The 13,689-nt window shown below is 56.7% G+C and carries 13 protein-coding genes; 7 read left to right on the top strand and 6 right to left on the bottom strand.

What is annotated here, in order from left to right; all coding sequences use genetic code 11:
• Positions 1-356: 356 nt before the first annotated feature.
• The 4 genes from Q8K09_RS15615 to Q8K09_RS15600 all read right to left on the bottom strand — a co-directional run bounded on the left by Q8K09_RS15615 (position 357) and on the right by Q8K09_RS15600 (position 4,430).
• Entirely contained in the window at positions 357-1,154 is a 798-nt protein-coding gene (locus tag Q8K09_RS15615) for a Crp/Fnr family transcriptional regulator (protein ID WP_305255904.1), read from the bottom strand.
• Between the two features lie 106 nt (positions 1,155-1,260).
• Entirely contained in the window at positions 1,261-1,533 is a 273-nt protein-coding gene (locus Q8K09_RS15610) for a TfoX/Sxy family protein (RefSeq protein WP_305255903.1), read from the bottom strand.
• A 737-nt stretch (positions 1,534-2,270) separates the two neighbouring features.
• Positions 2,271-2,615 carry a pentapeptide repeat-containing protein gene (locus Q8K09_RS15605; protein ID WP_305255902.1) on the bottom strand — a complete coding sequence of 115 codons (345 nt, stop codon included), beginning with the start codon at positions 2,613-2,615 and terminating at the stop codon, positions 2,271-2,273.
• A 252-nt stretch (positions 2,616-2,867) separates the two neighbouring features.
• Positions 2,868-4,430 (bottom strand): bifunctional aminoglycoside phosphotransferase/ATP-binding protein, encoded by a 1,563-nt coding sequence (locus Q8K09_RS15600; protein WP_305255901.1) that lies wholly within the window; start codon positions 4,428-4,430, stop codon positions 2,868-2,870.
• A 116-nt stretch (positions 4,431-4,546) separates the two neighbouring features.
• On the opposite strand from Q8K09_RS15600, the gene mrcB reads away from it, so the two are divergent.
• The 3 genes from mrcB to Q8K09_RS15585 are packed head-to-tail and all read left to right on the top strand — an operon-like array spanning position 4,547 to position 7,923.
• The gene (gene mrcB, locus Q8K09_RS15595; protein ID WP_305255900.1) at positions 4,547-6,865 is read left to right on the top strand and encodes a penicillin-binding protein 1B; all 2,319 of its coding nucleotides are present in this window, start codon (positions 4,547-4,549) and stop codon (positions 6,863-6,865) included.
• A 15-nt stretch (positions 6,866-6,880) separates the two neighbouring features.
• Entirely contained in the window at positions 6,881-7,594 is a 714-nt protein-coding gene (locus Q8K09_RS15590; protein WP_305255899.1) for a tetratricopeptide repeat protein, read from the top strand.
• Positions 7,594-7,923 carry a YqcC family protein gene (locus Q8K09_RS15585; RefSeq protein ID WP_305255898.1) on the top strand — a complete coding sequence of 110 codons (330 nt, stop codon included), beginning with the start codon at positions 7,594-7,596 and terminating at the stop codon, positions 7,921-7,923. Before Q8K09_RS15590 ends, Q8K09_RS15585 begins: the two co-directional genes overlap by 1 nt.
• 39 nt (positions 7,924-7,962) lie before the next feature.
• On the opposite strand, the gene Q8K09_RS15580 is transcribed toward Q8K09_RS15585, so the two are convergent.
• On the bottom strand, positions 7,963-8,397 hold the full coding sequence (locus Q8K09_RS15580) for a DUF4124 domain-containing protein (protein ID WP_305255897.1): 435 nt from the start codon (positions 8,395-8,397) through the stop codon (positions 7,963-7,965).
• Between the two features lie 587 nt (positions 8,398-8,984).
• Here Q8K09_RS15580 and Q8K09_RS15575 point away from each other — a divergent pair.
• The 4 genes from Q8K09_RS15575 (at position 8,985) to pssA (ending at position 13,236) form a co-directional block, all read left to right on the top strand.
• The gene (locus Q8K09_RS15575; RefSeq protein ID WP_305255896.1) at positions 8,985-10,709 is read left to right on the top strand and encodes an acetolactate synthase 3 large subunit; all 1,725 of its coding nucleotides are present in this window, start codon (positions 8,985-8,987) and stop codon (positions 10,707-10,709) included.
• 2 nt (positions 10,710-10,711) lie between these two features.
• On the top strand, positions 10,712-11,203 hold the full coding sequence (ilvN, locus tag Q8K09_RS15570; RefSeq protein ID WP_305255895.1) for an acetolactate synthase small subunit: 492 nt from the start codon (positions 10,712-10,714) through the stop codon (positions 11,201-11,203).
• Positions 11,204-11,248: 45 nt separating this feature from the next.
• On the top strand, positions 11,249-12,265 hold the full coding sequence (gene ilvC, locus Q8K09_RS15565; RefSeq protein WP_305255894.1) for a ketol-acid reductoisomerase: 1,017 nt from the start codon (positions 11,249-11,251) through the stop codon (positions 12,263-12,265).
• A 155-nt stretch (positions 12,266-12,420) separates the two neighbouring features.
• Complete coding sequence (pssA, locus tag Q8K09_RS15560) at positions 12,421-13,236, top strand: CDP-diacylglycerol--serine O-phosphatidyltransferase (RefSeq protein ID WP_305255893.1); 816 nt, start codon at positions 12,421-12,423, stop codon at positions 13,234-13,236.
• Between the two features lie 139 nt (positions 13,237-13,375).
• On the opposite strand, the gene Q8K09_RS15555 is transcribed toward pssA, so the two are convergent.
• The coding region (locus Q8K09_RS15555; RefSeq protein WP_305255892.1) for a hypothetical protein at positions 13,376-13,689 on the bottom strand (314 nt) is incomplete at its 5' end.

The raw sequence follows: 13,689 nt of genomic DNA, 5'->3' as shown, positions 1-13,689 counted from the left end.
CGTACCACGTTGGTCGGGCCACGTTGGCTGCGTGCGGCCTAAGGGTCGTTGGCATGACGTGTCTTTCTGCCATGCCGCGGCGAAACAGCGCGAGCACTTTTTGCCAGACAAAAAAAGACCCGGCAAGAGCCGGGTCAAAACCGTGATTAGCCTGATGAGGAGATAATCTGAAGAGGCCGACTGAAGGTCTCTTAAGCTTACCCGCCGATCTCGCGACCGGCTGTTGCTAATAATATCGATTATCATTTGCATGTCAATCATCTTGGCAAAAATAATTGCAGTGCGTCGCCACGGTGAGCTGAAAACAGCAAACCCGGCAGATGGCCGGGTTTGCGAGAGTGGCGCACGAGGCTCCGTCAGGCGGTTGCTGGCAGGCGCAGTTGGGTCACTTCCTTGTTAAGCAGGTCGATCCTGCGCGCCATGCTCTCAATCAGGCTGTGGGCGATACGCGGATTGCTCTGCATCAGGCTGAGGAATTGCTCCTTGGGAATTACCATCACCGTGCACGGTTCGCTGGCCAGTACGGTGGCGCTGCGTTTCTCGCGGGTGAATACGGCCATGGCACCGAAGATCTCGTCTTTTTGTACGTCTCCGACCTTGTGCCCGTCGACATAGGCCGTCGCATGGCCTTCGATGATGATGAATACATGATCAGCCGCGTCGCCTTGGTGGATCAGTTCTTCACCTGCGGCGAAGTGCTGAAAACCGGTCGCGGGACGGATTTCCGGTTGCTTGAGGCGCGCCAACGCGTCGGAGAGCAGAGCGGTATGGCCGATCAGGTACTGAATGAACAGCTCTTGGCGCGGCTCGCTGACATAGATGTGTTTGAACACCTCACTGCGCGAGTAAGGGGTCAGGCTGAGTGGCTCCTCGCTGCTATAACGGCAGCTGGGCAGGTCGATGCCCTGGCGCAGTCCAACCAAGTCACCCTCTTGCAAATAGAACAGCGGGCGTTCGTCAACCAAGGCGTGCAGCAAGCCATTCTCGATGATGAACAACTGGTTTGCCGGCAGCTCTTGAGCCAGATCTTCGACTCGCGTTAGTTGTAAGGTATCTCCGCAAGGTGCCAGGCCTTCCAGTAATTGAGCGGGGATGCTTTGTAGTCGGTTGATCAGCTGGTCGGCGTAAGCTGGTTGCTCCCCGAGTAGATACATGTGTGCAGTTCCTTGAGCTGGCTGGTCTGGCTAAAGCGTACGTATATAAACGAGACAATAAGCGTTGCCAAGCATCAGGTACATCCTGGCGTGTACAGGTTGTGAGCTAGCGCTTGTTGTGCGCAGGACACGCGTCGAGCTGGCCATTCAACTCGGCTTTGTGGGCTGGCGGTAGTTCGCTCCAGTGCACATCAAGCAGGGCGCCCTCAATGGCGTAGAGCAATACCTTTGAGGCGCGAAAGCCACGCGCACGCACGGCGCGATAGGCATCGACAGCGCCCAGCCGGCGCAGGTCATTAGCGCTGTGAATGCCGACGGCATGTAACCACTGAGCTGATGTTTTGCCAAGGTTCTTCAAGTGTTGCAATTCGTCATTCATTGAGCCTCCTTGCGCTGTCTGTGAATCGTTGATAGAGCGCTCATAGCGCGATACCTGTCATTGAGTGTAGCGGCCAGTGAATAAAACGTGGCTGTTTGCTATCGCTCCGGCACCCGTGCAGTGCAGGCCCCAATTAGTGCCCAGATCAGGTACTGCTGGCGCTGCCAGCCCACGTGCGCGGGTAGCCGTTAGCTGCGGGCAATACCAGTGTGTCCCGATGGCGACCGTCGGTGAGGGGGTGACTGAAGATCACGGTGGCTGGTGTCGATACTGGTGCGTTCAGGTGATCTATAACCATCAAGGATGCCCAGTGAAAATGCTCTTCAGTCCACCCGAGGGCTGTCTATCCGTATCAAACCCTAACGCCAGTCGCCAAACCTTGAGCAGGCGCAAGACTTCTATGAAAGGCGCCTGGCGGACGAGCCAATGCAAGGCCTGGGTGGCACCGATTAAATCGAGACGGGCATTGGGCCGCGGATGTGCTTCGGCGGTTACGGCGAGCAGGAGATGCCTGTTGGCTGCATGGCTGCATGGCTGTATGCAGGGCGTAGGCTGGAGCTCGGTAAAAAGTGTTGGGGCAAGGACATTTTCGCCTTGCCATTATCGCAGGCTATGTTTGCGGCCAGTTTTCGTTAGGGCTGCGGTCAGTCGGCTGAGTAGAAGCTGAGGTCAATGTGAGCAGAAACTGCCGTGGGTGCCCGCACAGGCGCTGAACAGTTGGGCAGTTTCGCTCAGACTTACCGCGTACGGTAGCGCAGGCGCGTACCGAAGTTGACCGACATGAGTATTTCGTCGGCACTCAATTCAGCGGGGAAGTAGGTTCCGGAGATCTGCGCATGGGCCAGGCTGGCGCCTTCAAGTAGTGCTTGGCGCAGGTCAAGTCCGCGCAAATCCGTGCCACGAAAATATGCGCCGCTGAAATTGATGCGCTCGGCGTCGATCGCCCGCAAGTCAAGGCCGCGAAAGTCGCCATTGCGCAGGTCTATCTCTCCATCCTTGGGTTTCTGGGCGTTGAAGCCACGGATGTTCTCATTATGTAGCAGCTGATAGAGCGGGCTATCGAGTTGGCAGGGTTGGCTCATGAGCAGGACGTCCGTTGTGGGTTTTTTGGCAGTATAGGGGGCCGCGGCGCGCTTTGCCCGTCGCGGCTTTATTTGCCTTGTGCTGGGCCTATGAGGCTGTCCGAGAACAGACTGACCTACTGCGGAAAAGCCGGATTGGTCATTTTTCGTGCTCTTTTTCGTTAAATAGAGCGACTATTCGCCTCAAAAGAGCACAAAAACTGCCTCAAGCCGGTCTTTCCCTCGCTACGGTCGCTGTTCTCGGACAGCCTCCTAGAGCCCTGGCAGGTGCTGGCGAATCCGCGCAATCAGGCTATCCAGGCTGGCACTCTCATGCGTGTCGACGCGCTGGCTAAGGATGAGCTCGGCTTGGGAAAGTGCTTCGCGACTGGCTTGCTGGGCGTTGATTACGTCCATGGTGGCGTCGGACGGGTCCAGGGCCGTTTCCTGACGCAGTGCCAGCCTGCTGGCGATCACTGCATCAGGTGCGCTGCAGTCGAGAATCAGGAAGGGGACGCCGGTTTCCTCGGCAATCTGGCAGGCTGCCTGGCGTTGCGCCTGCTTGAGGTAGGTCGCATCAATCACCACCGGAAAACCGGCGTGCAGTGCGGCATCGGCCAGTTGGTGCAGGCGTTGATAGGTGGCCGCACTGGAATCCTGGTTGTATATGCCGGCGCTCAATTGGTCTTTATCGGTGCCTTTCTGTTCGCCGAACAGGCGCTTGCGCTCTACATCCGAACGCAGGCGAATGGCTCCTAGGGCTTCAACCAGACGCATGGCGACGTGGCTCTTGCCAACGGCGGAAACCCCATGGGTGATGGCCAGCAAACGCGACGGAATGGCGCTGTAACTTTCCGCCAGGGCGGCATAGCGGCGGTACTGGCGCAGGATCACGGCGCGCTGGACGGCATCTGTCTCCTGACCGAGGCGGAACAGACTGACCTTGCCACGCACCATCGCGCGGTAGGCTTTGTAGAAATTCAGCAGTTCCAGCGCGGCGTAGTCGCCGGTGTGCTCCAGCCAGGCGCTGATAAAGCGTCGGGAGAACGGTTTGAGGCCGCGGTCTTCGAGATCCATGGCGAGGAAGGCTGCGTCCGAGGCAATGTCGATCAGGCGAAACGGCTCGTTGAATTCAATGCAGTCGAACAGCACGACTTGGCCGTCGAGCAGCGTGACATTGCCGAGATGGATATCGCCATGGCATTCGCGAATGAAACCTTCTGCTTTACGCCGGGTCATCAGCGGCTCGAGGCGTTCGAAACTGCTTTCTGCCCAGGCTTGCAGTGCATCGAGTTGTTGCAGGTCGGCCTTGTCCGAAAGCAGTGCACTGATTTGTTCGAAATTCTGCCTGACTGGCGCCATGACCGCTTGCGGCGAGCCCAGTTCATGGGCTTGGGGTACCAGAGGCGCGTCTAGATGAAACTGGGCGATCTGTTTGGCCAAGGCATCTATATGCGCTTCGTTCAGCTCTCCGCGTGCCTGCACTTCGGCAAGCAATTGATCCTGGGGGAACTGGCGCATTTTCAGGGCGTACTCAATGGCTGGGCCATGGCCGCTAAGTTGCGGTGCCTCTACGCTACCGCTGATCGGCAAGACTTCCAGGTACAGGCCTTGAGTGAGGCGCTGGTTGAGGCGCAACTCTTCCTGGCAAAAGTGTTCGCGAGCGGCTAACTCGCTGAAGTCGAGAAAGCCGAAGTTCACCGGTTTCTTGATCTTGTAGGCGTAGGGGCCGGTCAGCACTACCCAGGAGATATGCGTCTCGATGACCTGGAAAGCCTCTACCGGGTGGGGATAAATGGCCGGGTTCTGCAGTGCGGCAATCAGGGCTTGGCTCACGGGCGATCCTTGGCTTTCAAACAAATAGAGTTGGCCATTATGGCCGCTGAGAGCCGCTATGCAAACCGCCGGGCTGCTCCTGCTTGTCTTGGTTAAAGTGCGTATAATGCCGCGCCATGACTCGTACCCGATCTCCTCGTTCTCGTTCAAAGCGTCGCTCGCGCGGCATGCGCCCTTGGCTGGGCTGGGCTATCAAGCTCGGCTTGGTCGGTTTGGTGGTGCTCGCCGGCTTTGCGGTTTATTTCGATGCCGTAGTGCAGGAGAAATTCTCCGGCAAGCGCTGGACTGTGCCCGCCAAGGTTTATGCCAGGCCGCTGGAGTTGTTCGTCGGCCAGAAACTGGCCAAGGATGACTTCCTTAAAGAGCTGGATGCCCTCGGTTATCGCCGTGAAAGTGCAGGCGATGGTCCGGGTGCCGTGTCGGTAGCCGGCAATAACCTCGAGCTGCACACCCGCGGCTTCCAGTTCTATGAAAGCCGTGAGCCGTCGCAGCGTGTGCGCGTGCGTTTTTCCGGCGATTACGTCGCTGGCCTGAGTCAGGCCAATGGCTCTAGCCTGGCGGTAGCTCGCCTGGAGCCGATGCTAATTGGTGGCTTGTACCCAGCGCATCAGGAAGACCGCTTGCTGATCAAGCTTGATCAAGTGCCGCCCTATCTGGTTGAGACCTTGGTGGCGATCGAGGATCGTGAGTTCTTCAATCACTTCGGTGTGTCGCCCAAGTCGATCGCTCGCGCTGTCTGGGTCAATGCGACTGCCGGACAGGTGGTTCAGGGTGGCAGTACCCTGACCCAGCAGTTGGTAAAGAATTTCTTTTTGACCAATGAGCGCAGCCTGATTCGCAAGGCCACCGAGGCCATGATGGCTGTGCTGCTCGAGTTGCATTACGACAAGCAGGATATCCTTGAGGCCTACCTCAATGAGGTTTTCCTCGGTCAGGACGGCCAGCGAGCGGTGCATGGGTTCGGCTTAGCCAGTCAGTATTTTTTCAGCCAGCCGTTGTCCGAGTTGAAACTCGAACAAGTGGCTCTGCTGGTCGGAATGGTCAAGGGGCCTACCTACTACAATCCGCGACGTAATCCTGAGCGAGCCTTGGAACGGCGCAACCTTGTTCTCGATGTTCTAGCAGAGCAGGGCGTAGCCACCCTTGAGGTGGTCGCTGCGGCGAAGCAGAAGCCGCTCGGCGTGACCCAGCGCGGCAGCATGGCCGATAGCTCGTTCCCGGCATTCCTCGATCTGGTCAAGCGCCAGTTACGCGAGGATTACCGCGAAGAGGATTTGACCGAAGAAGGCCTGCGCATCTTCACCAGCTTCGACCCGATTCTCCAACTCAAGGCTGAGAGTGCCTTGGCTGACTCCCTCAAACGCTTGTCTGGCCGCAAAGGTGTGGATCAGGTTGAGGCCGGAATGGTCGTGACCAACCCGGAAACCGGCGAAGTACAGGTGCTGATCGGTAGTCGTCAGCCGCGCTATGCCGGCTTCAATCGTGCCCTGGATGCGGTAAGGCCGATCGGCTCCCTGATCAAGCCAGCGATCTATCTGGCCGCCCTGGAGCGTCCGAGCCAGTACACGCTTACCAGCTTGCTGGAAGATCAGCCTTTTTCGATCAAGGGACAGGATGGTCAGGTATGGAGCCCGCAAAACTATGATCGCAAGGCCCACGGCACGGTTTATCTGTACCAGGGCCTGGTCAATTCCTACAACCTGTCGAGCGCCAAATTGGGGTTGGAGCTGGGTGTGCCGAATGTACTCAAAACACTTGAACGTCTTGGCGTTTCGCGTAAATGGCCGGCTTATCCGTCGATGTTGCTGGGGGCTGGCGCGCTGACTCCCATGGAAGTAGCGGATATGTATCAGACTATCGCCAATGGTGGTTTCAATACGCCGTTGCGCGGTATTCGCAGTGTACTGGCGGCCGAGGGTGAGCCGCTCAAGCGCTATCCCTACCAGATCCAGCAGCGTTTCGATGCCGGTGCGATATACCTGCTGCAAAATGCCATGCAGCGCACCATGCGCGATGGCACAGGCCGCTCGGTTTATAGTCGTCTGCCCAGCTCTCTGGCACTGGCCGGCAAGACAGGCACCAGTAATGACTCACGTGACAGTTGGTTCGCAGGCTTCAGTCAGGATCTGCTGGCAGTGGTCTGGCTCGGTCGCGATGACAATGGTCCTACACCGTTGACTGGCGCAACCGGTGCTTTGCAGGTCTGGACGGACTTCATGATCAAGGCCGATCCGCTGCCGCTGGATATGCCACTACCGGATAACGTTGTTCAAGCTTGGGTGGATGCTGCTACTGGTCAGGGTTCCGATCCGAGCTGCGCGAATGTCGTGCAGATGCCGTATATTCGCGGCAGTGAGCCAGTACCCGGTCAGGCTTGTGGTATTCAGGCGCCGGTCGATTCGGTGATGGATTGGGTACGTGGTTGGTTGGATTAAGTGAGAGGGTGTGAAGTGATTAAGTGGTTGATTCCAGCTTTAACCGCCTCGGTAATGCTTGGCGGTTGTGCCAGTGTGCCGCGCGGCTCTATCCCTGTTGTTGATTCCAGTTCGTCGGTCTATGGCCAGCAGCAAGCTGGTACGGGGAGTGGTTCGACTGTTCAGCCGCCGCAGAGCCAGCCTCAGGATTCCGGGGTTGTAGTGATGGTACCCGGAGCGGGTGGCAGTTCGACGCCTATACAGACATTTCCAGCGCCAAGCTCACCGATAAGCGGTGCAGTCAGCAGCGAGCCTTTTAGCTCGGCCCCCGTGTTCAGTGAGCCCTCGAGTGCGGGCAGCTATAACGTGCCGTCTTCGATGCCGAGCGGTATGCCGGGGTCTGGTGGTTTGGCCGCCGATGAGCAGCTGGATGGCCCTGTGCTGGCACTGCTGACTGCCGCCCAGCAACAGCAGGGCAGTGGCGACCTGAACAGCGCGGCGTCTAGTTTGGAGCGCGCCCAGCGCATTGCTCCGCGCGAGCCGCAAGTACTCTATCGCCTCGCGGAAGTGCGCCTGGCTCAAGGCGATGCGGCGCAGGCTGAGCAGTTCGCGCGTCGCGGCCTTAGCTACGCCAGTGGCCGCCCGGCTCTGCAAGCCAGTTTATGGAACCTGATTGCCCAGGCGCGTGAGCAGCAGGGTGATCCAGCTGGTGCGGCGCAGGCGCGCGAGCAGGCGCGGGTCAGTTTGTAATGGACGCTCGTATACCTGTGATCGCTCAACATCTGTTGCTGATTGAGCGTGAGTTGCGCCTGCAAGGCTGGTGGGATGAGCAGGCGCCAAGCGACAATGCGCTGGCCAGTGAGCAACCTTTTTGCGTTGACACGCTGGCTTTTGAGCAATGGCTGCAGTGGATATTCTTGCCGCGCATGAAACACCTGCTCGAGAGCGATGCCTCGCTGCCAGAGGCGTGTGGCATTCAGCCAATGGCTGAGCAGGTCTATGGTGGTCGTCGTAAGCAGGCGCAGGGGCTAGTGAAGTTGCTTGGTGACTTCGATCAGCTAATTTCCGGTGCGGCCTGAGGTCGCATCCGGTTCGACGGCCTGTTAGCGTCGCGCGAGCTACGTGCAGTTTTTGACAATTGCCTGCTTGGCTTCGCTGATCCGCTGCTGGCGCTGTTCTTCGCTCAGTCTGCGCACTTCACCGTCAACTTCCACGCGTACGCGCGGGTTGTTTTCCAGTTGTGCGAGATTGGTTCGCATGGATTGGCAGTATTTCTTGCGTTCAGCTTCCTGGATCGCCACTTCACGCTTCACTTTTTCATCGATAGCGGCTTGCTGCGGGTCGGCAGCGCTCTCGAAAGGTGCTGCTGCCTCAGTCTCGGCAGCCTTCGGTGGCGGGGTCGCGGTATTGATAGTGGTGGCTTGCTGGCCTTGTGGCGGCTGCCCACTGAAATGGGTGCCTCCTTGTGCGTCGACCCATTTGTAAACTTGGCCGGCCATGGCGCTTGCGCTCAGGGCGAGCAGCAAGCTGCTGGTGAGAATCATACGGCGCATGCTGTTTCCTTTTTAGAGCTGCGATACGTGGTTGCTACTATAACCAAATCGGTCGCATCTTCATCCTGCGCTGTGTCACAGGACTTGGGGCCTCCGACAACTATTTGCTTACTATCGTACACGCCCAGATTGAAGCGCCGCGCCTTGTTGTGCGCGTAGCAGTAGTCTCGCGGCGCTTGTTAAACGCAGGCCAGGCCTACTGATCGGAACTTTTTCGGTGCATAACCAAACGCTGCCGCCGCTGGGTAATCAGTAAAGATAAGCCACTGATTGCAGAATCCGGCACGGATTACTTGACTTGCCCTCCTCGAATCAGAACAATTCGACGTTCGCTGTAGTGGAGTCCGCCGCAAGCAGGCTTTAGCTCAGCAGACATGAGGCGCATACCCGTGCCGACCTGTTTCACCCGCAACGCGTTACCTCGCGCTGGGTGGGAAGACCCCGCAACACTTTGGGGCATTCCCAATACTTGCTCAGTAGTAGCTGACGTAGTCGGCGACCACCGTCGCTCATGCTCTGCTTGGCAGTAAACCTATCTTAGGCCGTCTCACAGTGGGCGGTTTTCTGGCGTTTTAGAGGTGAATAACGTGGAGCTTTTATCCGGCGCTGAAATGGTCGTCCGCTTCTTGCGTGACGAAGGCGTTAAAAACATTTACGGCTACCCTGGTGGTGCCCTGCTGCATATCTACGATGCCCTGTTCCAGGAGCCGGAGGTCAATCACATCCTGGTTCGCCACGAGCAGGCGGCAACTCACATGGCTGATGGTTATGCCCGTGCCACCGGTAAGGCCGGCGTGGTGCTGGTGACCTCCGGGCCAGGCGCGACCAATGCCATTACCGGCATTGCCACGGCTTACATGGACTCGATTCCAATGGTCGTGTTGTCCGGCCAGGTGCCGAGCAACATGGTCGGCACCGATGCCTTCCAGGAAACCGACATGATCGGTATTTCCCGGCCGATCGTGAAGCACAGCTTTATGATCAAACATGCGTCCGAAATTCCGGAAGTCTTGAAAAAGGCGTTCTATCTGGCGCAATCCGGTCGGCCCGGTCCTGTGGTCGTGGACATCCCCAAGGACATGACCAACCCGGCGGAAAAATTCGAATACGTCTACCCGAAGAAGGTCAAGCTGCGGTCCTACAGCCCGGCGCTGCGCGGTCATTCGGGTCAAATTCGCAAGGCAGCGGAATTGCTACTGAGCGCCAAGCGGCCGATTCTATATGCGGGCGGCGGCGTGATCATGGGTGGCGCATCATCGCCACTGACCGAGCTGGCGCAAATGCTCAATCTGCCGGTGACCAATACCCTGATGGGGTTAGGCTGTTATCCAGGTAGCGATCGCCAGTTCCTCGGCATGCTGGGCATGCACGGCAGTTACACGGCTAACCTGGCGATGCATCACGCTGATGTGATTTTCGCTGTTGGCGCGCGGTTTGATGATCGGGTCATCAACGGTGCAAGCAAGTTCTGCCCGAACGCCAAGATCATTCATATTGACATCGATCCTGCGTCGATCTCCAAGACCATCAAGGCGGATATACCGATTGTCGGTCCTGTGGAAAGCGTACTGACCGAGATGGTGGCGATTCTCAAGGAAATCGGTGAGACCCCCAGCAAAGAGGCGCTCTCTAGTTGGTGGAAGCAAATCGAAGAGTGGCGCGGCAGCCGCGGCATGTTCCCTTACGACAAGGGTGACGGCACGATCATCAAGCCACAGACGGTTATCGAAACCCTCAGTGAAGTGACTCGAGGCGACGCCTTCGTTACCTCCGATGTGGGTCAGCATCAGATGTTCGCAGCCCAGTACTATCGTTTCAATAAGCCCAATCGCTGGATCAATTCAGGCGGTCTGGGCACGATGGGCTTTGGTTTTCCTGCGGCAATGGGCGTCAAACTCAGTTTTCCAGATGATGATGTAGCCTGCGTGACCGGCGAAGGCAGTATCCAGATGAACATCCAGGAGCTGTCGACCTGCCTGCAGTACGATTTGCCGGTGAAAATTGTCAACCTGAACAATGGCGCGCTCGGCATGGTGCGTCAGTGGCAGGATATGAACTATGGCAGCCGCCACTCGCACTCGTACATGGACTCATTACCTGACTTCGTAAAGCTGGTAGAAGCCTATGGCCATGTCGGTATGCGGATCACCGATCTGAAAGACTTGAAGCCAAAGATGGAAGAGGCGTTCGCGCTGAAGGATCGTCTGGTATTCCTCGACATTCAGGTTGACACCAGTGAACACGTCTATCCGATGCACATCAAAGACGGTTCGATGCGCGATATGTGGCTGAGCAAGACGGAGCGTACCTAATCATGCGACACATTATTTCCCTGCTACTGGAAAACGAACCAGGCGCATTGTCCCGTGTTGTCGGTCTGTTCTCGCAACGCAACTACAACATCGAAAGCCTGACTGTTGCGCCAACCGAAGACCCGACCCTGTCGCGTCTAACGTTGACCACCGTCGGCCACGATCATGTGATCGAACAGATCACCAAGAACCTCAACAAGCTTATCGAAGTGGTCAAGTTGGTCGACCTGTCGGAGAGCGCGCACATTGAGCGCGAGTTGATGCTGGTCAAGGTTAAGGCCACCGGCGCTCAGCGTGCCGAGGTCAAACGGACCACTGATATTTTTCGCGGGCAGATTGTTGACGTGAATACCAGCGTCTACACCATTCAGCTGGCCGGCACGAGCGACAAGCTGGACAGCTTTATTCAGGCAGTAGGCGCAGCCTCGATTTTGGAAACCGTACGCAGCGGCGTCACGGGCATTGCCCGTGGCGACAAAGTACTCAGCATATAACCATTTAGCGAACGGCCGTGCAGGCCAGGTAATAGGAGAATTTCCATGAAAGTGTATTACGACAAAGACTGTGACCTCTCGATCATCCAGGGCAAAAAAGTCGCCATCATCGGTTACGGTTCCCAGGGCCATGCCCAAGCGTGCAACCTGAAAGATTCCGGTGTTGACGTCACTGTTGGCCTGCGTAAAGGTTCCGCTACCGTGGCTAAGGCCGAAGCTCATGGCCTGAAGGTGACTGACGTTGCCTCTGCCGTAGCGGCTGCAGATCTGGTGATGATTCTCACTCCAGACGAGTTTCAGTCCCAGTTATACAAGAACGAAATCGAGCCGAACATCAAGCAAGGCGCCACCCTGGCCTTCTCCCATGGCTTCGCGATCCATTACAACCAGGTTGTTCCGCGTGCCGATCTCGACGTGATCATGATTGCCCCCAAAGCACCGGGCCACACTGTACGTTCCGAGTTCGTCAAAGGCGGTGGTATTCCTGATTTGATCGCGATCTATCAGGATGCGTCCGGTAATGCCAAGAATGTTGCTATGTCCTACGCTTCTGGCGTTGGCGGCGGCCGTACTGGCATCATCGAAACCACCTTCAAAGACGAGACTGAAACCGACCTGTTCGGCGAGCAGGCTGTTCTCTGTGGCGGTTGTGTTGAGTTGGTCAAAGCTGGTTTCGAGACCCTGGTCGATGCTGGCTATGCGCCAGAAATGGCCTACTTCGAGTGCCTGCACGAGCTGAAGTTGATCGTGGACCTCATGTACGAAGGCGGTATCGCCAACATGAACTACTCTATCTCCAACAACGCAGAGTACGGCGAGTACGTGACTGGCCCTGAAGTGATCAACGCAGAGTCCCGTCAAGCCATGCGTAACGCTCTGAAGCGCATTCAAGACGGCGAATATGCCAAGATGTTTATTCAGGAAGGCGCGGCTAACTATCCGTCGATGACTGCTTATCGTCGCAACAACGCGGCTCACGGTATCGAAGTCGTAGGTGAGAAGCTTCGCTCCATGATGCCGTGGATTACTGCTAATCAGATCGTCGACAAGACCAAGAATTAAGGGTTTTCTATCTGAGAAAAACGCGGCTACGGCCGCGTTTTTTCATTCTGAGGCAGGCTTCTGTTATAAAGCCTGAGCGTTGAGTCAAAGCTGACAGCTAGCCTTGGTTGGCAACGACTGTCGAAATTCTCCAAATCAGTTGCAAGGTGTTGTTCATGAATGAACGTCCAGAAGAGTCCCCGTTGACCCCAGACGCTGAAAGCTTGCTGCCTATCGATGAGCATGTCGAGGAGGGGCATGACGCCGAAGGTCGTAAGGTTCGTCATCGCGGCATCTACCTTCTCCCCAATCTGTTTACCACCGCTAACCTGTTTGCGGGCTTCTACGCCATCATCAATGCGATGAACGGGAATTTCTATGTGGCGGCGGCTGCCGTGTTCGTGGCCATGGTGCTGGATAGCCTCGATGGCCGAGTGGCGCGACTGACTAATACACAAAGCGCATTCGGCGCTGAATATGACTCGTTATCCGACATGGTTGCCTTTGGTGTCGCTCCAGCGTTGCTGGCCTTTGAGTGGGCGCTGGGGAGTATGGGTAAGGTCGGCTGGATGGTTGCCTTTATCTATGTCGCAGGTGCGGCGCTGCGTCTGGCTCGCTTCAATACTCAAATCGGCAGCGCCGACAAGCGCTACTTCATTGGCTTACCCAGTCCTGCTGCCGCGGGTGTAGTAGCCGGTACCGTTTGGGCGTTCAGTGATTTCGGTATCAAGGGGTCGAACATGGCCTTCGTCGTCGCCATATTGGTGGCAGCTGCCGGGATGTTGATGGTCAGTAATATCAAATACCACAGCTTCAAGGATTTGGATTTGAAAGGGCGGGTGCCTTTTGTGGCCATTCTGGCGGTAGTGTTGGTCTTTGCTGTGGTGTTCAGTGATCCTCCTCGTATTCTATTGATCATATTCCTGGCCTATGCCGCCTCTGGCCCTGTTCAGTACTTGCTGCAGTTGCGTCGTCGTAAGGCTGCTGAGTAGTGGGTCGTCTTGCTGTAACAAGGCCGTCGATGCTGCTGTATCGACGGCCTTGTTGTATCTGCGCGATCAATCTCTTGCTGGATTAGTGTGAGGGGTGGCTGTTGAGGTCTGTGGCGAGGTTATTTTTGCCGATAAAGCACTAATGGTCATAAAAGCCGAATAAAGCCTTGACGTAGATTCTGCTGGGCCTATAATCCCACCTCTTCTGGCGCAGGCCTCTCGGTAAACCTCTTGTAAAACAAGAAGTTAGCTTAAAAAGAGGGGTTCCGGTACGGCGAAAGCTGTGTAGGATGCGGCGGGCTAGCGAGGCGGTTATAGATGCCTTGTTAGTGATTTGATCGAGAAGATCGAAAGCGGTAATGAGGTGGTTGACAGCGGTTTTAAACGCTGTATTATTCGCCTCCCGCTGACGAGATGCTTGAAGCAGATCGGAAGCGCAAGCGGTTGAGTAGA

Source organism: Pseudomonas sp. (assembly GCF_030683065.1).
Lineage (GTDB): Bacteria > Pseudomonadota > Gammaproteobacteria > Pseudomonadales > Pseudomonadaceae > Aquipseudomonas.
The sequence above is the reverse complement of the archived record's forward strand: the minus strand, read 5'-3'. Positions and strand labels throughout refer to the sequence as shown.